Source organism: Kocuria sp. NPDC057446, from assembly GCF_042802875.1.
Lineage (GTDB): Bacteria > Actinomycetota > Actinomycetes > Actinomycetales > Micrococcaceae > Kocuria.
Window position 1 is genome coordinate 1 of record NZ_JBHVDI010000071.1, and the last position, 17,924, is coordinate 17,924.

Annotated in this window: 17 protein-coding genes; 6 read left to right on the forward strand and 11 right to left on the reverse strand. The window is 74.2% G+C overall.

Annotated features, from left to right (window positions below; genetic code table 11):
- Positions 1–73: 73 nt before the first annotated feature.
- The gene (locus ACFU0Y_RS10200) at positions 74–676 is read left to right on the forward strand and encodes a class F sortase (protein ID WP_380214378.1); all 603 of its coding nucleotides are present in this window, start codon (positions 74–76) and stop codon (positions 674–676) included.
- A 33-nt stretch (positions 677–709) separates the two neighbouring features.
- On the opposite strand, the gene ACFU0Y_RS10205 is transcribed toward ACFU0Y_RS10200, so the two are convergent.
- The 6 genes from ACFU0Y_RS10205 to leuC all read right to left on the reverse strand — a co-directional run bounded on the left by ACFU0Y_RS10205 (position 710) and on the right by leuC (position 7,314).
- Positions 710–1,828, reverse strand: coding sequence for a D-alanine--D-alanine ligase family protein (locus tag ACFU0Y_RS10205; protein ID WP_380214379.1), 1,119 nt, complete (start codon positions 1,826–1,828; stop codon positions 710–712).
- Positions 1,825–2,931, reverse strand: a complete 1,107-nt coding sequence (locus tag ACFU0Y_RS10210; RefSeq protein ID WP_380214380.1) for an NAD(P)H-dependent glycerol-3-phosphate dehydrogenase — start codon at positions 2,929–2,931, stop codon at positions 1,825–1,827. Before ACFU0Y_RS10210 ends, ACFU0Y_RS10205 begins: the two co-directional genes overlap by 4 nt.
- Positions 2,928–3,677: a lysophospholipid acyltransferase family protein gene (locus tag ACFU0Y_RS10215; RefSeq protein ID WP_380214381.1), complete on the reverse strand. Its 750-nt coding sequence runs from the start codon at positions 3,675–3,677 to the stop codon at positions 2,928–2,930. Before ACFU0Y_RS10215 ends, ACFU0Y_RS10210 begins: the two co-directional genes overlap by 4 nt.
- Before the next feature lie 13 nt (positions 3,678–3,690).
- Positions 3,691–5,007: a UDP-N-acetylglucosamine 1-carboxyvinyltransferase gene (murA, locus tag ACFU0Y_RS10220; protein ID WP_380214383.1), complete on the reverse strand. Its 1,317-nt coding sequence runs from the start codon at positions 5,005–5,007 to the stop codon at positions 3,691–3,693.
- A gap of 172 nt (positions 5,008–5,179) precedes the next feature.
- Complete coding sequence (gene leuD, locus ACFU0Y_RS10225) at positions 5,180–5,779, reverse strand: 3-isopropylmalate dehydratase small subunit (protein WP_380214384.1); 600 nt, start codon at positions 5,777–5,779, stop codon at positions 5,180–5,182.
- Positions 5,780–5,811: 32 nt separating this feature from the next.
- Positions 5,812–7,314, reverse strand: a complete 1,503-nt coding sequence (gene leuC / locus ACFU0Y_RS10230) for a 3-isopropylmalate dehydratase large subunit (protein ID WP_380214385.1) — start codon at positions 7,312–7,314, stop codon at positions 5,812–5,814.
- Positions 7,315–7,428: 114 nt separating this feature from the next.
- On the opposite strand from leuC, the gene ACFU0Y_RS10235 reads away from it, so the two are divergent.
- The 3 genes from ACFU0Y_RS10235 to ACFU0Y_RS10245 all read left to right on the forward strand — a co-directional run bounded on the left by ACFU0Y_RS10235 (position 7,429) and on the right by ACFU0Y_RS10245 (position 10,944).
- Complete coding sequence (locus ACFU0Y_RS10235; protein ID WP_380214386.1) at positions 7,429–8,241, forward strand: IclR family transcriptional regulator; 813 nt, start codon at positions 7,429–7,431, stop codon at positions 8,239–8,241.
- Positions 8,242–8,336: 95 nt separating this feature from the next.
- On the forward strand, positions 8,337–10,070 hold the full coding sequence (locus ACFU0Y_RS10240) for an FAD-dependent oxidoreductase (protein WP_380214387.1): 1,734 nt from the start codon (positions 8,337–8,339) through the stop codon (positions 10,068–10,070).
- Positions 10,054–10,944: a hypothetical protein gene (locus tag ACFU0Y_RS10245; protein ID WP_380214388.1), complete on the forward strand. Its 891-nt coding sequence runs from the start codon at positions 10,054–10,056 to the stop codon at positions 10,942–10,944. The genes ACFU0Y_RS10240 and ACFU0Y_RS10245 overlap by 17 nt, the downstream gene beginning before the upstream one ends.
- Here the strand turns inward: ACFU0Y_RS10245 and ACFU0Y_RS10250 are convergent.
- From ACFU0Y_RS10250 to ACFU0Y_RS10265, 4 genes are read right to left on the reverse strand one after another with little or no spacing between them, the layout of a single operon-like run.
- Positions 10,913–12,601: a GTPase gene (locus tag ACFU0Y_RS10250; RefSeq protein WP_380214389.1), complete on the reverse strand. Its 1,689-nt coding sequence runs from the start codon at positions 12,599–12,601 to the stop codon at positions 10,913–10,915. The two genes, ACFU0Y_RS10245 and ACFU0Y_RS10250, sit on opposite strands and share 32 nt — an antisense overlap.
- Entirely contained in the window at positions 12,598–14,361 is a 1,764-nt protein-coding gene (locus ACFU0Y_RS10255) for a dynamin family protein (RefSeq protein WP_380214390.1), read from the reverse strand. The genes ACFU0Y_RS10250 and ACFU0Y_RS10255 overlap by 4 nt, the downstream gene beginning before the upstream one ends.
- Before the next feature lie 57 nt (positions 14,362–14,418).
- Positions 14,419–15,339 (reverse strand): NADP-dependent oxidoreductase, encoded by a 921-nt coding sequence (locus ACFU0Y_RS10260; protein WP_380214391.1) that lies wholly within the window; start codon positions 15,337–15,339, stop codon positions 14,419–14,421.
- A 45-nt stretch (positions 15,340–15,384) separates the two neighbouring features.
- Positions 15,385–15,954 (reverse strand): potassium channel family protein, encoded by a 570-nt coding sequence (locus tag ACFU0Y_RS10265; RefSeq protein WP_380214392.1) that lies wholly within the window; start codon positions 15,952–15,954, stop codon positions 15,385–15,387.
- A 295-nt stretch (positions 15,955–16,249) separates the two neighbouring features.
- Between ACFU0Y_RS10265 and ACFU0Y_RS10270 the strand changes: the two genes are divergently transcribed.
- Together ACFU0Y_RS10270 and ACFU0Y_RS10275 are read left to right on the forward strand one after the other, a co-directional pair.
- The gene (locus tag ACFU0Y_RS10270; RefSeq protein ID WP_380214394.1) at positions 16,250–16,708 is read left to right on the forward strand and encodes a hypothetical protein; all 459 of its coding nucleotides are present in this window, start codon (positions 16,250–16,252) and stop codon (positions 16,706–16,708) included.
- Positions 16,709–16,756: 48 nt separating this feature from the next.
- The gene (locus tag ACFU0Y_RS10275; RefSeq protein WP_380214395.1) at positions 16,757–17,308 is read left to right on the forward strand and encodes a DUF421 domain-containing protein; all 552 of its coding nucleotides are present in this window, start codon (positions 16,757–16,759) and stop codon (positions 17,306–17,308) included.
- Positions 17,309–17,337: 29 nt separating this feature from the next.
- Here ACFU0Y_RS10275 and ACFU0Y_RS10280 read toward each other — a convergent pair whose 3' ends face one another.
- Complete coding sequence (locus ACFU0Y_RS10280; RefSeq protein WP_380214396.1) at positions 17,338–17,745, reverse strand: four-helix bundle copper-binding protein; 408 nt, start codon at positions 17,743–17,745, stop codon at positions 17,338–17,340.
- Positions 17,746–17,924 lie beyond the last annotated feature (179 nt).

The window sequence follows — 17,924 nt, forward strand, 5'->3', positions numbered from 1 at the left end:
GCACCGTGCCCGGTGCGACCGCACCGGGCCGCGCCGCCCGGCGGCAGCACCGGAACCAGGAGGACGGCACAGCATGGCAACCAGCACCGTGGCGGGGTCGCCGCGCTCCGGCAGGACCGCGGCGAGGGATCCGCTCGCGCGGCGCGCGGCCGTGGTGACGCTGTGCGCCGCCGTGCTGTGGGTGGCGCTGATGAACCAGTGGTCCCTCGCCCAGCACCTGCTGGGGCACGTGCCGTCGGCGGCGTCGCCGGTGCGGCTGAGCATCGACTCCGTCGGCTTCGACGCCGACGTGCTGCCCTACGACCCGACGGAGGAGGACCTCGCGGGCGGCTCGCTCGTGCCGCCGCAGACCTACAGCGGCTACCGGCTGACGCCCTACGGGATGCCCGGGGCCGGGTCCACGAACACCACGTACATCGCCGGGCACAGCCACGACGAGGTGCAGCTGCCCTTCAACCGGCTGAGCAACCCGGCCCTCGTGGGCGAGGAGCTCGAGGTCGAGACCGTCGACGGGGTCCTCGACTACGTGGTCGACTCGGTGACCACCTACGAGAAGGACACGCTGAAGGACAGCGAGATCTGGCGGGTCGTCCCGAACCGCATCGTCCTCATCAGCTGCTACACCCAGGACGCCGTCGGCAAGAACGTCGTGGTCACCGCGTCGCCCGCCCCGTGAGCCGGGAGCCCGCTCGCACGTTCGTGCCGCGGCTCAGCGCAGCCCCACCGGCCGTTCCAGGGCCAGGCCCAGGAGCTCGTCGATCAGCTCCGCGTAGTCGAGGCCGGACGCCGCCCACATCCGGGGGTACATCGAGATCGGCGTGAACCCGGGCATCGTGTTGATCTCGTTGATGACCACCCGGCCGTCGGGGGTGTAGAAGAAGTCGGCACGGCACAGGCCCTCGCCGTCGAGCGACTCGAAGGCGGTCACGGCGCAGCGGCGGATCGTGTCGATCGCCTCCTCCGGCAGGTCCGCCGGGCAGCTGAGCCGCGCGGAGGCCTGGGAGACGTACTTCGCCTCGAAGTCGTAGAACGCGTGCTCGTCGACGATCTCGATCTCGCCGGGCATGGAGGTCCGGGCGGCGTCGTTGCCGCGGCCCTCGAGGACGGCGCACTCGATCTCCCGCCCCACGATCCCGGCCTCGACCACCAGTTTGCGGTCGTGCGCGCGGGCGGTCTCGATCGCGGCGTCCAGCTCCTCGGGGCCCTCCACCTTGGTGATGCCGAAGGAGGACCCGGCGCGGGCGGGCTTGACGAACACGGGGAAGCCCAGCGCGGCGATGCGCTCGCGCACGCCCCCGGGGTCCACGGCCCACTGGCGGTCGGTCACCACGGTGTAGGGGCCCACCGCCAGGCCCGCCGCCTCGAAGGCGAGCTTCATGAAGTGCTTGTCCATGCCCACCGCGGAGGCGGTGACGCCGCAGCCGACGTAGCGCAGGTCGGCGAGCTCGAGCAGGCCCTGCAGGGTCCCGTCCTCCCCGAAGGGGCCGTGGAGCAGGGGCAGCACCACGTCGATGTGCCGGTCCCGGCCGACGGTCGTCCCGTCGGGGCCGTCCTGGCGCACGATGAGCTCGCTCTCACCGACCCTCAGCGGCAGGCTCACGAGCTCGTCGCCCACGGGCAGCTCGGCGATCGGGGTGGCCTCCAGCAGGGCCTCGAGCTCCTCCTGCGAGCAGAGGAACCACTCCCCGGAGGTGGCGATGCCCACGGTCACCACGTCCCACTTCTCCCGGTCGATGGCGCGCAGGACCCCGCGGGCCGTGATGAGGGAGATGGAGTGCTCGCTGGAGCGCCCGCCGAACAGCACGGCGACGCAGGGGCGGGGGGTCATGGGGCGGTCCCTTCGGATTTGATCTCTCGGCCCAGCAGCAGCTGGGCCACGTCGTCGATGGTGATCTCCTCGCGGAGGATGGCCACGACGGCCTCGGTGATGGGCATGTCGACGTCGTGCCGGCGGGCCAGGGCGAGCACCGCCGGGGCGGACTTGATGCCCTCGGCGGTCTGGGTCATCTCCTCCTGGACCTCCGCGGGGGTGAGGCCCAGGCCGAGGAGCCGGCCCGCGGTGCGGTTGCGGGACAGCGGCGAGGAGCACGTGGCCACGAGGTCCCCCAGCCCGGCGAGGCCGGAGAGGGTCTCCAGCCGCCCGCCGAGGGCGAGGGCGAGCCGGGTGGTCTCGGCGAGCCCGCGGGTGATGATGGAGGCCTTCGAGTTCTCCCCGAAGTGGCGTCCGTCGGCGACGCCCACGCCGAGGGCGATGACGTTCTTGACGACGCCGCCGATCTCGGTGCCCACCACGTCCGTGTTGGTGTAGGGACGGAAGTAGCGGGTCCGGCAGGCGTGCGCCACCCAGCTGGCCAGGTCGGTGGTGGGGGCCGCCACCACGGAGGCCGTGGGCTGCTCCTCGGCGATCTCCATGGCCAGGTTGGGTCCGGAGAGCACGCACGTGCGCGCCCGCCAGTGCTCGGCGCCCAGGCCGGTGTCCCGCCCCAGCTCCTCGGCGACCACCTCGCTCATCCGCAGCCCCGTGTCCCGCTCGAGCCCCTTGGCGAGGGAGAGCACCACGGCGTCCCGGTCGAGGTGCCCGGCCACGGCGGCCAGCTGGGCGCGCAGCGACTGGGCGGGCACGGCGAGGACCACGAGGTCCGCCCCGCCGACGGCGGCGGCGAGGTCGGCGGTGATCTCCAGGCGCCCGGGCAGCCGGATGCCGGGAACGTAGCGGTCGTTGACGCGGGTGCGCGCCGTGTGGTCCATCGCGGCGGTGCTGCGCCCCCACAGCGCCACGGTCCGCCCGATCGGCTCGCCCCGCGCGTGGGCGGACTCCCGGGCGCTGTCGGCGAGGATCTTCGCGAAGGTCGTGCCCCAGGACCCGGCCCCGAGGACGGCGATCCGCCGCGGCCCGGCGGGGAGCGGCGCGGTGGTCCCGGCGCGCGTCACAGGCGGCCTCCTCGGCGGCGGTCCCACAGGGCGGTCGGCGCGCCGGTCCCGCGGAGCACCGCCAGCTCCCGGGTCACGGCGCGCATCACGGCGTCGGTGGCGTCCTCGAGCCGGGCCGCGTGGCGGCCCACCGGATGGGTCAGGTCGGGCACGTCGTCGCGCCACGGCGAGAGGTCCACGGGCGGGCCGATCCGCACGCGCACGTCCTTGCGCGGGAACAGGCTGACCGTGCGCCGGCCGGTGGAGCGGTCGTGGTCGAGGACCTCCTGGTCGCCCCAGTGCGCGAGCGGGACCACCGGGGCCCCGGTGGCGAGGGCCAGCCGCACGGCACCCGTGTGCCCGGTCATCGGCCACCGGTCCGGGTCCCGGGTGAGGGTCCCCTCGGGGTAGATCACCACCGCCCCGCCGGAGGCGAGCTCGGCGCGGGCGGCCGTGAGCGCGGCCGCGGCGTCGGCCGTTCCGCGCAGCACGGGGACCTGGCCCGTGGCCCGGAGCACCGACCCCACCCCGGGGGCGCGGAACAGGGACTCCTTCGCGAGGAATCGGGGCATGATGCCGTTGTCGTAGAGCGTGATGGCGACCGTGAGGGGGTCGAGCTCGGTGAGGTGGTTGGGCACCAGGATGAACCCTCCCTCGGCGGGCAGGTGCTCCTCGCCCGTCCAGCGCAGCCGGGCCACCAGCCGGTAGGAGGGTTTGACGACCCCGGCGAGCACGCGGAACAGGCGGCGGTTCGAGGAGCGGCTCATCGGCGGGCCCGGCTCACTCGCCGTCGAGCTCGAACGACGCCCCGAGCCCCGTCAGCTTGTCGGTGAAGTGCTCGTAGCCGCGCTTGATCAGCTCGACGCCCGTCACGTGCGAGACCCCGTCGGCGGCCATCGCCGCGATGAGGTGGGAGAAGCCGCCGCGCAGGTCGGGGATGTTGATCTCGGACGCCTGCAGCGGGGTGGGCCCGGAGATGACGGCCGAGTGGACGAAGTTGCGCTGGCCGAACCGGCACGGGACGGACCCCAGGCACTCGCGGTGCAGCTGGATCGTGGCCCCCATCCGGTTGAGGGCCCCGGTGAAGCCGAAGCGGTTCTCGTAGACGGTCTCGTGCACGATGGACACACCCTTGGCCTGGGTGAGGGCGACGACGAGCGGCTGCTGCCAGTCGGTCATGAAGCCCGGGTGCACGTCGGTCTCCACGATGAGCGGATTGAGGTCCCCGCCGGGGTGGTAGAAGCGGATGCCGTCCTCGGTGATGTCGAGGCCGCCGCCGATCTTCCGGAACGTGTTGAGGAACGTCATCATGTCGGACTGCCGGGCCCCGGCCACGAAGATGTCGCCGCCGGTGGCGAGCGCGGCCGAGCCCCACGAGGCGGCCTCGATCCGGTCGGGCATGGCCCGGTGCCGGTAGCCGGTGAGCTCGGGGACGCCCTCGATGCGGATCACGCGGTCCGTCTGGACGGTGATGATGGCGCCCATCTTCTGCAGGATCGCGATGAGGTCCATGATCTCGGGCTCGGTGGCGGCACCGCGCAGCTCGGTGTGGCCGTCGGCCCGGGTGGCGGTGAGCAGCACCTGCTCGGTCGCGCCGACCGAGGGGTAGGGCAGCTCGACCTTGGCGCCGTGCAGCCCGTGCGGCGCGCTCATCCGGATCCCGGACTCCAGCTTCTCGACGCGGGCGCCGAAGTGGCGCAGCACGTCGAGGTGGTAGTTGATGGGGCGGTCACCGATCTTGCAGCCGCCCAGGTCGGGGATGAACGCCTCCCCGATGGCGTGCAGCAGGGGCCCGCACAGCAGGATCGGGATCCGGGAGTCCCCGGCGTGGGCGTCGATGTCGGCGTGCCGCGCCGTGGTGACGTTGCAGGGGTCCAGGGACAGCCGGCCGTCCTCGCGCCCCACGTCGACCCCGTGCAGTTCCAGCAGGTTGGTGACGACCTGGACGTCCTTGATCTCGGGCACGTTCGCCAGGACGGACGGCGTCGAGCCCAGGAGGGCGGCCACCATGGCCTTGGGGACGAGGTTCTTGGCACCTCGCACGGTGACCTGCCCGGACAGGGGGATGCCGCCCGTGATGTGCAGTGCGCTGCTCATGACCTTCCGATCTGCTGTTGCCGGGCCACCCCCGAGCGGGAGCGGCACCCGTACAGTGTAGGTTCCCCGGCGCGGGCCCCCGCACAACGGCGGCCGTCGTGCGTGTCCGGGACAGCACGACGGCCCGGCGGGCCGCGGAGGGCGCCGCCGGGCCGTGCCGGGCGTGGCGGGATCAGGTGCGGGCGGGCAGCGTGGTCGGCTTGAACGCGGGGCGGGCGGCCTCGTAGGCCGTGATGTCCTCCTCGCGCTGAAGGGTGAGCCCGATGTCGTCGAGGCCCTCCATGAGGCGCCAGCGCGTGTAGTCGTCGATGCTGAACGGCACGGTCACCGTGTCGCACCTCACGGTGCGGGACTCGAGGTCCACCTCGATCTCGGTGCCGGGGTGCTCCTCGATCAGCTTCCACAGCAGTTCGACGTCGGCCTGGTCCACCTGCGCGGCCAGCAGCCCCTGCTTCCCGGAGTTGCCGCGGAAGATGTCCGCGAACCGGGAGGAGACGACGACCTGGAAGCCGTAGTCGCGCAGCGCCCAGACCGCGTGCTCGCGGGAGGAGCCGGTGCCGAAGTCGGGCCCGGCCACCAGCACGCTCCCGTGCCGGTAGGGATCCCGGTTGAGCACGAAGTCCTCGTTCTTGCGCCAGGCGGCGAAGAGGGCGTCCTCGAAGCCGGTCTTGGTGATCCGCTTGAGGTAGACGGCCGGGATGATCTGGTCGGTGTCCACGTTGGACTGGCGCAGCGGGACGCCGACACCCCGGTGGGTGGTGAACTTCTCCATGGCAGGGCCTTTCTGGGCTTTGGGTCGAGGGCTCAGGCGCCGGCGGACGCGAGGTCGTCGGCGGCGCCGGCGGGCTCGAGGTCGGAGGGGGAGGACAGCGTGCCGCGCACCGCGGTGGCCGCGGCCACCACGGGCGAGACGAGGTGGGTGCGCCCGCCCTTGCCCTGCCGGCCCTCGAAGTTGCGGTTCGACGTCGAGGCGCACCGCTCCCCGGGGGCGAGCTGGTCCGGGTTCATGCCCAGGCACATCGAGCAGCCCGCGAAGCGCCAGTCCGCGCCGAACTCCGTGAACACCCGGTCCAGCCCCTCGGCCTCGGCCTGCAGCCGCACCTTGGCGGAGCCGGGCACCACCATCATCCGGACGTTCGCGGCCTTGGCCCGGCCCTTGACGACCTCCGCCGCCGCCCGCAGGTCCTCGATCCGGGAGTTGGTGCACGAGCCCAGGAACACGGTGTCCACCGGGATCTCCTTCATGGGGGTGCCGGCGGCCAGGCCCATGTACTCCAGGGCCCGGCGGGCGTTGGCCTTGTCGTTCTCGTCCCCGATGTCCTCGGGGTCGGGCACGGACTGGGACAGCGGGACGCCCTGGCCGGGGTTGGTGCCCCAGGTGACGAACGGCTCGAGCTCGTCCGCGTCGAGGAAGACCTCGGCGTCGAAGACGGCGTCGTCGTCGGTGCGCAGGGTCCGCCAGTACTCGACGGCCGCGTCCCAGTCGGCACCCTGGGGCGCGTGCGGGCGGCCCTGCACGTAGTCGAACGTGGTCTGGTCCGGGGCGATCATGCCCGCCCGCGCCCCGGCCTCGATCGACATGTTGCAGATGGTCATCCGCGCCTCCATGGACAGGGCGCGGATCGCCGAGCCCCGGTACTCCAGCACGTAGCCCTGTCCTCCGCCGGTGCCGATCTTCGCGATCACGGCCAGGATGATGTCCTTGGCGGACACGCCGGGGCGCAGCGTGCCCTCGACGGTGATGGCCATGGTCCGGAACGGGGCCAGGGGCAGGGTCTGGGTGGCCATCACGTGCTCGACCTCGGAGGTGCCGATGCCGAAGGCCAGCGCGCCGAACGCGCCGTGGGTGGAGGTGTGGGAGTCGCCGCAGACCACCGTCATGCCCGGCTGGGTGAGGCCCAGCTGGGGACCCACCACGTGCACGATGCCCTGCTCGGCGTCCCCGAGCGGGTGCAGGCGCACACCGAACTCGGCGCTGTTGGCCCGCAGGGTCTCGATCTGCTTGCGGGAGGTGTCGTCGGCGATGCGGGAGAAGATGTCCTGCGTGGGCGTGTTGTGGTCCTCCGTGGCGATCGTCAGCTCGGGGCGGCGCAGCGGACGGCCCGCCAGGCGCAGCCCCTCGAAGGCCTGCGGCGAGGTGACCTCGTGGAGCAGGTGGAGGTCGATGTAGAGCAGGTCGGGCCGCCCGTCCTCGCCCTGGCGCACGAGGTGGTCCGCCCAGACCTTCTCGGCGAGGGTGCGTCCCCCCGCGGCCCCGGAGGCCGTGGCGGAGGTCGTGGAGGGGGTCGAGGACTGGTAGTCCGGCATGGCGGATCCTTCCGTGCTGCCTGTGCAACGTCTTTCCTCCATGGTCGGGGCCCGGCTCGCGGCGGGCCAGCTTTGCCGCTTGCTTCTCACATTCTGAGACGTCAGTATCAGTGCATGGACACATCTGGACACATGGACCCGTCCGGCGCCCCGCTCGGCACGCCGCTGGGCGGGCAGGGCACCGGGGAGGCGCTCGCCCTCGCCTCGACGACCGCGCCGAGCGGGGTGGGGGTCGTGGACAAGGCCGCGATGATCCTCGATGCCCTCGAGGCGGGGCCGGCGACGCTCGCCCAGCTGGTGAGCGCCACGGGCCTGGCCCGTCCCACCGTGCACCGGCTGGCCGTGGCGCTGGCCCACCACCGGTTCGTGGGCCGGGACATCCAGGGCCGGTTCGTGCTCGGCTCCCGGCTCGTGGAGCTGGCCTCCGCGGCCGGCGAGGACCGGCTGATCGCCGCCGCCGGCCCCGTCCTGGTGAACCTGCGGGACGCGACCGGGGAGTCCGCGCAGATCTTCCGCCGGCAGGGCGACTGGCGGGTGTGCGTGGCCTCCGCCGAGCGCCCGATCGGGCTGCGGGACACGATCCCGGTGGGCACGCAGCTGTCGATGAAGGCGGGCTCCGCCGCGCAGGTCCTCGTCGCGTGGGAGGACCACGACCGGCTGCTGGAGGGCCTGCGCCACGCACGGTTCTCCGCGACCGTGCTGGCCGGGGTGCGCCGCCGGGGCTGGGCGCAGTCGCTGGGCGAGCGCGAACCGGGCATCGCCTCCGTCTCGGCGCCGGTCCGCGGGCCCTCCGGTCGGGTGATCGCCGCGGTGTCGATCTCCGGGCCGATCGAACGGCTCACCCGGCAACCGGGCCGGCTGCACGCCGAGGTCGTGGTGCAGGCCGCACGCCAGCTCACGGAGGCGGTCCGGGCCACCGCGCAGTAGCGGGGGCCGGCACCGGCGACATCTGCTTGTCCCCGACCGGCCGCGCGAGTAGCCTGAGCGCCATCCGGCCAGGGATCCACCAGGAGGTGGCGGCCATGGACGACCCGGTTCCGGTCCTGCTGATCGCGACCAGCGACCCGGTCTCCCGGGACATCCTGGGGGACGAGCTGCGCCGGCGCTACGGCGCCGACTACGAGGTCGCCTCCACCGACCACGCCCACGCCCGGGCCGTGCTCGAGGGCCTGCACGAGCGCGGGCGCGCGGTGGCGCTCGTCCTCGGCTGCTACGGGCCGGAGGACCGCGACGGACTGGATCTGCTGCGGCGCGTCTACGCCCACCACCCGGCCGCCCGGCGCGCGGTCGTGGTGACCTGGGGCGACTTCGCCAGCGCTCCCCCGATCTTCCGGGCCCTCGCCCAGGGGCACGCCGACCTGCTCGTGCTGCGCCCCGAACGGCCCCGGGACGAGGAGTTCCACGGCGCGATCACCGACGCCCTCGACGACTGGCACCTCGCCCAGGGCGGGGGCTACCAGCCCGTCCGGATGATCGGGGAGCCGCGCGACGCACGGACCCGCTCGCTGCGCGACACTCTCGCCCGCAACCACATCCCGGTCGGCTTCCAGCCGGTCGGGTCCCCCGCTGCGCAGCGGATGCTGGCGGGCCTGGACCTGGCCGACCCGGAGCTGCCGGTCCTCGTGCTGGAGTTCACCTCGCCGCCGACCGTCCTCGTGAACCCCACCGACCCGGAGATCGTCGAGGCCTTCGGGCTGAACCCCCGGCTCCCGGCGGACAAGGTCTTCGACGTCGTCATCGTCGGCGCGGGACCGGCGGGTCTCGCGGCCGCCGTGTACGCCTCGTCCGAGGGCCTGTCCACCATGGTGGTGGAGCAGCAGGCCGTGGGGGGCCAGGCGGGGACCAGCTCCCTGATCCGCAACTACCCGGGCTTCTCCCGCGGGGTGAGCGGCGCCCACCTGGCCTACCGGTCCTTCCAGCAGGCCTGGGTCTTCGGCACCGAGTTCCTCTTCATGCGGCGGGTGGAGAGCCTCGGGACGGACGGCGCCGTGCACACGGTGACGGTCTCCGACGGCAGCGTGGTGCGGGGCCGCACGGTCGTGGTGGCCACCGGCGTGGACTACCGCCGCCTCGGCGTGGACCGGCTCGAGGCGCTCGTCGGCAGGGGCGTCTTCTACGGCGCCGCCGTCGCCGAGGCGCCGTCGCTGGCCGGGCAGCGGGTCTGTGTGGTGGGCGGCGGCAACTCGGCCGGGCAGGCGGCCCTGCACCTCGCCCGGTACGCCCAGCACGTGACGCTGCTGGTGCGGGGACCCACGCTGGCCACCAGCATGTCGGACTACCTCATCGGCCAGCTCGACGCCACCGAGAACGTGACGGTCCGCTGCGGGGCCTCCGTCGTGGGTGCCCGCGAGCTGGACGGCTGCCTCGTCGCCGTCGAGGTGACCCCCACCGGGGATCCCGGCGCGGCGCCGCCCGAGGAGATCCCCGCCGCCGGGCTGTTCGTGCTGATCGGGTCGGTGCCGCGGACGTCGTGGCTGCCGGGCACGGTGCAGCGCGACCCCGCCGGGTTCCTGCGCACCGGCGGCACACCGCAGGCCCCGGAGGCCTCGTCCGGCGACCCGGCCCGTCCGCCGCGGCCGCTGGAGACCAGCCTGCCGGGCGTCTTCGCGATCGGCGACGTCCGGGCCGGCTCCGTCAAGCGGGTCGCGACCGCCGTCGGGGACGGCGCCACCGTGGTCTCGCTGCTGCACGGCTACCTGGCCGAGCACCCGCTGACCGCTCCCGGGACGCCGGTCGGCGATGCGCTCCCCGGCTGACACCGCCCCGCTCGTCGCCTCGATGCGGGGGCTGCTGTACGCCGCCGCGTTCCTGGTCTTCCTCGCGGGGCTGCTGCTGTTCGTGTTCCCGCTGCGCACGGCGGACTGGTTCGCGTGGACGGTCGACCCGCCCATGACCGCGGTCTTCCTGGGCGCGGCCTACTGGTCGAGCGCCGTCCTCGAGGTGGCGGGCGCGCGCTCCTCCGGCTGGGACCGGGCGAAGCTGGCGGTCTGGCCCGTCTTCGTCTTCACGACCCTGACCCTGGGGGTGACGCTGCTCCATCTCGAGCGGTTCCACCTGTCCGCGGAGCACCCGTTCCTCGCCCGGACCGCCACCTGGACGTGGCTGGTCGTCTATGCCGTCGTGCCCGTGGCGATGCTCGTCGTCGGCCGGGTCCAGACGCGGTCGCGCCGGCCGGCCGACGCGCGCACGGCGGAGCCCCGGGCGCCGCTGCCCCGCGGGCTGCGGGTCCTGCTGGCGGGCATCGCGGCCGTGCTGCTGCTGACCGGTGCCGCCCTGCTGGTCCTGCCCGGGCAGGCCGCGGCGCTGTGGCCGTGGCCGCTGACCGCGCTCACGGCGCGGGCGGTCGGGGCCTGGCTGGTCGGTCTCGGCTGGGCGGCCGCGTACGCACGGTCCGGCGGCGAGGCGCGCACCGTGCGCCCCCTCGGGTTCAGCGCCCTCGCCTTCGCCCTCCTCCAGGTCCTCGCCCTGCTCCGGTACGGCGACGTCCTCGACTGGGGCGGCGCGCCGGCCCTGGGCTTCGCGGCCGTCCTGCTCGCCATCGGCGTGGCGGGCGGCTGGATCCTCGCGCTCCGCCCGGCCGCCGCCGGGGACCGGGGAGTCAGCGCCGCAGGACGGCCAGGGCCGCGCTGAAGGCGGCGAAGGCCTCGAGCTCCGCTTCCACGGGGTCGACGACGGTGCGCCGGCCCGCCTCGGCCACCGACGCCCGCAGCCTGCGCCGCACCGAGCGCTCCCGCATCCGGGCGCCGAAGCCGGCGAGGATCCGGCCGGTCAGCGCCGTGAAGATCCCCAGCACCACCCCGGCGAGGACGAGCAGCGTGGGCACGGGCAGCGGGAAGCCCTCCACGTACGGCGGCGGCGGGGCGGGGACCTGGAACCACTCGAGCAGGAACAGCCCGAGGAGCCACAGCAGACCCGCGACCACCGCGAGCATCGCGAGCCACTGGACGACGTCGAGGGCGAGCCACCACCAGGAGTTGCGCCCGGCCCGGAAGTCGGTGCGGGCGACGGCCTGGTCGATCGCGTCCGGCAGGCGGTGCTCGTGGGTGCGCGCCGCCTGCCGCACCGAGCGGGTCCACGGCTCCGCGGCCCCGTCCGCGGCGTCGTGGGCGAAGGTGCGCACGGCGGAGTCCGCCGCGGCCCGCTGGGCGGCGCCCATGGGCGGCAGGGACGTGCGGTTGACCTCGGGGTTCACGGTCCCGCCCCGGTCGAGGTTCAGCCGCCGCATCGGGTCCTTGCGGAACCGGAGCAGCCACCGGGTGGGGATCCACCCGGTGTGGCCCGCGGCGTGCAGGGCGTAGGACCTCCCGGCGGACCGGGCGATGCCCGGCACGTTGGCGGCCTGCGCCAGGCCGTCGGTGAGCCGCTCCTGCGCCGTCTCGGTGATGCCGGCCGGCTCCCCGTCCCCGGAGGCCTCGGCCAGGAGCGCGGCGGCGTCGTCGACGTCGGCGTCGAGCCGGGCCCCGGCGGCGGCCCGGGTGTCGGCCACCTGGCGGATCCGGGCCCGGAGCGCCTGCACGCCCTCCCCCGTCACGGCGGAGACCGCCGCCGGCGCGGAGAGCCCCGTGGTGGGCAGCCCGTCCCGGGCCACGAGCTCCTCGAGCGAGGCCATCACCGCGGGGACCTCCGCGGGCGGCAGCCGGTCCACCTGGTTCATCACCACCATGGTCACGGCCCCGTGGCGGGCCAGCGGCGCGATGAACTCCTGGTGGATGACCGCGTCGGCGTACTTCTGCGGGTCCACGACCCAGACGACCACGTCGACCATGCCGACGAGGCGCTGCACGATGGTGCGGTGGTGCAGGCTCACGGAGTCGAAGTCCGGCAGGTCCAGGAGGATGAGCCCACCGGGCGTCGCCGCGGCGGGCCCACCCGTGATGCGGTCCTTGACGCGCGTCCACCGGCCGGGGTCCCCGGGCCCCGCGGGCAGGGGCGTGTCGACGTGGTGCCGCTGCGACACGCCGAGCCAGTCCAGCAGGGCCTCGCTGCCCGGCTCCCCCCAGACGGCGGCCAGCGGTTCGGCCGTGGTGGGGCGGCGGGCCGCGGCCCGGGCGATGTCCCGGCCCACGACGGCGTTGAAGAGGGTGGACTTCCCCGACCCCGTCGCCCCGAAGAAGCCCACCACGGTGTGGTCGGCGGACAGCGAGCGCCGCTCGGCGGCCCGGTCCAGGACGGTGCGGGACGTCGCCACGGCGTCTTCGTCGAGCCGGCCGGAGGCCAGCTCCGTGGCGCGCGCGAGCGCCGTGAGGCGTTCGGAGAGGGTCGGGGCCGCCTGCCGGGAGGGGCTCACCGGCGCTCCCCCAGCGTCCGGGCGGCCGTCCGGACGCGTTCGGCCGCCGCCGAGAGCTCCTCGGCCTGCGGGTGCCCGTCCAGGACGTCGAGGCGCCGCAGGAACACGGACGCCTGCTCGTCCATCAGCGTGGAGATGCGGGTCTCGAGGTTCTTGCGGGCGTCCTCGGCCATCCGCCGCACGGCGTCCTCGCCGAAGACGGCCTCGAGCAGCTTGGTGCCCACCACGCCGGAGCCGCCGGCGATGCCGACCTCCAGGCCGGTGAGCCCGCCGGTCATGGAGAACACGCCGATCATGAGGATCACGGTCAGCGCGTTGACGCCCAGGGACATGGCCCGGGCCTTGGTCCGCTTGTCGGCGCCCTCCCGCTGGATCAGCTCCATGAGGTCGCCCTGCCAGGCGCGCACCTGCTCGGCGGTGCGCTCGCGGAAGTCCGGTGGCAGGGAGCCGAGGTCGGAGCCGCCGAGCAGCACCCGGCCCGCGGGCTCGTCCTGCCAGCGGCGCTCCGCGGTCTCGGAGGCGCGCGCGGCCTCCTCGACGATCACGGTCTGCAGGCCGGTCTCGATGGCCTCCTCGACCTCCACCTCGGGGGCCGGCCGGCCGCTGAGGAAGGCCGTGAGCCGGTCCCGCAGCCGGCCGATGCCCGCCTCGAGGTTGCGGAAGAACTCGCCGGTGCCGACGAAGTCCTGCCAGCGGGCGAGCACCTCCCCCCGCAGCAGGGTCCCGTCGCGGGTCGACTCGATGACCGCGGCGAGCGCCTCGTCGAAGGCGCGGTCCACGTCGTGGCGCAGCTGCTGCCCGACACGCTGCTGGGAGAGCACCGCGGTCCCGGCGGCGCCGGTGCGCTCGGCGACGGAGCGCACCGCGCCCCCCAGGGTCCGGCGGGCGATCTCCGAGCGGGAGGCGGCATCGCTCCCCAGCTCGGCCAGGAAGTCCGCGACGGGGGCGACGACGTGGGGCGGGAGCATGCCCATCTCGTTGAGCGGAAACTCCGGGACGGTGAACACCGGGGCGTCGCCGAGGCCCTGCTCGGCGAGCATCCGCCGGAGGTCCTCCTCGATCTCGGCCTCGAGCCCGTGCGGGACCCGGTCGAGGACCACCGCCACCGTGATGTCCCGCTGGGACGCCTCGACGAGCAGCCGCCACGGGACCGCGTCGGCGTACCGGTTCGCGGTGGTCACGAACAGCCACAGGTCGGCGGCGGCGAGCAGCTGTCCCGCGAGCCGGCGGTTCTCGTCGGAGATGGAGTCGACGTCCGGGGCGTCGAGCAGGGCGACGCCCTCGGGGATGCGCGGCTCGGCGAGCAGCACGAGGGCCTGGCCGTCCGCCGTGCCGGGCAGCGCCGACGGCGAGGCGGTGTCCGCGGCGGTCGAGCCCGCGGGCGTGACCTTCTGCGCGTGGATCCGGCTCAGGTGCGGGAGCACCCGCGGGGTCGTGAACGCCTCGGCGTCGCGCGGGTGGTGGATGAGGATGGGCTGCCGGGTGGTCGGGCGGATCGCCCCGGAGCGGGTCACGGGGTGCCCGACGAGCGCGTTGACCAGGGTGGACTTGCCCGCGCCGGTGGACCCGCCGACCACGGCGAGCAGCGGCGCGTCGAGGGAGCGCACCCGGGGCAGCACGTAGTCGTCGAGCTGGTCCACGGCGCGGTCGATGTCCCCGCGCTCGCGCAGCACGTCGGTCGTGGACAGCGGGAGGCTCGACGCCGCGAGCAGCGCCCGCGCGTCCTCGAGAGCGCTCAGGATCTCCGTGTGGTCGGTCACAGGCCCATTGTGCCAGTCAGCCTGCTGTGCACCTACGCGGCGCGGGGCGCCGGGGGATCACCCCATCCGGACGGCGATCTTGCCGCGGACGTGCCCCTCCTGACTCAGCCGGTAGGCCTCCACGGCCTCGGTCAGGGGCACGCTGCGGGCGAGCTCGATCCGGAGCACCCCCCGGTCCACCAGCCGGCCCAGTTCGGTGAGGTCCTCGGCGGAGGGGCGCACCCACATCCACGTCCCGCCGTGGGCCTCGACGGCGTCGTCGGCCACGGAGGCGTGCCGTCCGCCGTCCTTCAGCACGGCGAGCGTCTGCTCGACGACCCCGCCCACGAGGTCCACGACCACGTCCACCCCCTCGGGGGCCAGCTCCCGGACCCGCTCGGGCAGCCCCTCCCCGTAGACCACCGGCTCGGCGCCCAGGGAGCGCAGGTAGTCGTGGTTGGCCTCCGACGCGGTGCCGATCACCCGGGCACCCCGCGCCACGGCGAGCTGCACGGCATAGCCGCCGACGCCGCCGGAGGCGTTGTGCACCAGCACGGTCTGGTCCGCGGCGACCTCCAGGCGGCCGAGCACCTGGTAGGCGGTGAGCCCCGCGAGCGGGAGGGACGCCGCCCGGTCCCAGTCCACGGACGGCGGTTTCGGCGCGAGCAGGCGGGAGGGCAGGGCCACGTACTCGGCCATCGTCCCGCCGTGCACCCAGTCCGTGCGGGCGTAGGAGATCACCTCGTCCCCGGGGGCCCACTCCGGCACGTCGATGCCGACGGACTCCACCACTCCGGACACGTCCCAGCCCGGCACCACCGGGAACTGGACCTCCATGAGCGGGTCCAGGCCCCCGGACATGATCCTCCAGTCGACCGGGTTGATCGCGGCGCTGCGCACCCGCACGAGCACCCAGCCCGGGGGCACCTTCGGCTCGGGAAGATCGGTGAGCTCGAGGACTTCGGGGCCGCCGTAGCGGGCGTACGTCAATGCCTTCATGCTCCGCGCAACCGGCATGCCCCGGGGATTGTTCCCCGCGCCGGCTCAGCGGCGCGGGTCCCGCCCGTGGTCCTCGGCGTAGGCGGCGAAGACGTCCGCGGGCGTCTGCCCGGCGCACCCGGAGCTCTTCCGCAGCTGGTGCGCGAGCTGCTCGAGGGCCAGGCCCAGGCGCCGGGCGCCGGTGCGCACCCGCGGCGCGGCGGACGCGGCGGCCCGGTCCCGCAGCTCGAGGGCATAGGACAGCCGCCGGGCCAGTGAGAGGTCCGGGTCCTCCTCCTGGAAGTAGTACGTCTCGCCGTGCTGGGTGAAGTCGATCCGGGCCCCGGCCACCCCCGCGGTCAGGCCGTCCAGCACCCGGGCCGCCGTGAGCAGGGCGAACCCGGTCAGCGCCTCGAGCGGGGTGGCCAGCCGGATCCAGGGGTCGGTGGCCACGACGTCCCCGAAGCCCAGGGTCGCCAGGGTCACGAACGAGATGTAGAGCGCCTCGACGGGATCCGGGCAGTCCGCCGGGTCCACCCCCGGCGAGTACGTGAAGCCTCCGGGGACGTGCGGCAGGTAGACCAGGGCCCAGCCGACGCCCTGCAGGAGCACCCACAGCACGACCACCGTGATCATCGGCCCGGCACCCACGGCCCCACCGCGACGACCGTGAACCCCAGCAGCGTCAGCAGCACGTCCACGTCGTCGTCCCCGTTCCCGTCGAAGTTGCTGTCGAAGTTGCTGTCGAAGTTGCTGTCGAGTTCCCCGACGGACCCTGCCGTCTCCCGTCCGGGCCGCCCGGCCGTGCCGGGACACCATCAGCAGTATTACGGTGGACGAAGGGCGCGACCCGCCGGGCACGGTGGGCCCTCGGACAGCGGCGGAAGGACACGCATGGACGTCACCCTGGTACTGGCTCTGTTCCCCGCTGATGACCGAGCCGGACCGCGCCTGGCACGAGCTGCTGACCGGGATCCTGCTGCGGGAGGGGGTGGGAGCGGCGGTGTTCGGGACGCTGCTGGGGCTCCTCCTCGGCCTGGCGCTGCCGGTCGGCGAGTGGGCGGGGCTGGGCTGGGGCGCCCCCGTGGTCCTCGGCGCCGCGCTGCTGCCGCGCCGACTCGTCACCCTGTGGACGCTCCGGCCGCTGCTGCGGGGCGTGCACGACCGCTCCGAGACGTTCTTCCTGAGCTGGTTCGGACCCATCGGTGTCTCGGCCCTGTTCTACGCGACGCCGACCGAGCGGCACACCGGCAACCACGACGTCTTCGTCCACACCACCCTCGCCATCACCCTGTCCGTGCTCGTCCACGGGCTGTCCACCGCACCGCTGAGCGCGTGGCTCCAGCACCGGGAGCCGGAGCGCGAACAGGAAGAGGAGTCCCCCGCATGAGTCCGCAGCCCTGTCCCGCCCCCGTCGCCACGGAACGGAGGTCCCGTCGTGTGGTTTGACTCCTGGGCCGACATCCTCCGGATCCTGCTCGTCGGCGCCGCCTCCTACATCACGCTGGTGGTGCTCCTGCGCCTGTCCGGCAAGCGCACCCTCGGACAGCTCAACGTCTTCGACTTCGTGGTCACGGTGGCCCTGGGCTCGACCCTCGCCACCATCTTCCTCAGCACGGACGTCTCCTGGGCGGAGGGGGCCACCGCCCTGGCCCTGCTCGCCGGTCTGCAGCTGCTCGTGGCCCTCGTGTCGGCGCGCCGTCCCAGGGCTCGGCGGTTCTTCACCTCGGAGCCCGCCCTGCTGCTGGCCGACGGCCGGATCCGGGAGGACGCGCTGCGGCGCAACCGGCTCACCGAGTCGGAGGTCCGCCAGGCGGTGCGCATGCAGGGCACCGGGGACCTCTCCCGGATCAGGGCGGTCGTGCTCGAGACGAACGGTACGCTCAGCGTCATCACCGCCGACGCGTACGGCGACGGCTCGGCGCTGGAGAACGTCCGCGGCCACGACCGTCCTGCGGCGCACCGGGAGGACACCGGCCCGGACGAGTGAGCCCGGCCCGGGCGCCGGAGGGCGGCCGCTCAGCCCAGCGACGCGAGCAGGTCGGCGCACGCCTGCTCGCAGCGGCGGCAGGCCTCCGCGCAGACGCGGCAGTGCTCGTGCATCCGGGCGTGCTGCTCGCACTCGTCGCCGCAGGAGCGGCACGCGGTGCGGCACGCCTCGAGCAGGGCGCGGACGACCTCGGCGTTGTCGCCGGTCCGACGGGTGAGCGCCCTGCCGGTGGCGGTGCAGACGTCGGCGCAGTCCAGGTTCTTGCGGATGCACGTGGTCAGCTCCGCGACCGTGTCCTCGGCCAGGCAGGCGTCGGCGCAGGCGGTGCAGGTCTGGGCGCACTCGAAGCACGCCGCGATGCACTCGGCCAGCTTCTGCCGGTCGATGTCCCCCAGGTCCTTCGGGTAGGTCTCGAGCATCGAGGTCACGTGGGTCATGGTCCTGCTCCTTCGTCCGATCGACGGTCGGTCGACGCCGGCCGCACGCTGCGCGGGCCGGCGCGGGGGACGCTGACGCATCCCACGGAATCGACAGTAGACAGCTCGTTCCGGCGGGTGAACCCCGGGACCCTGAAGATTCGGTGAAGCCCGCCGCGGGCGCGGCCGCAGGGGCCGCC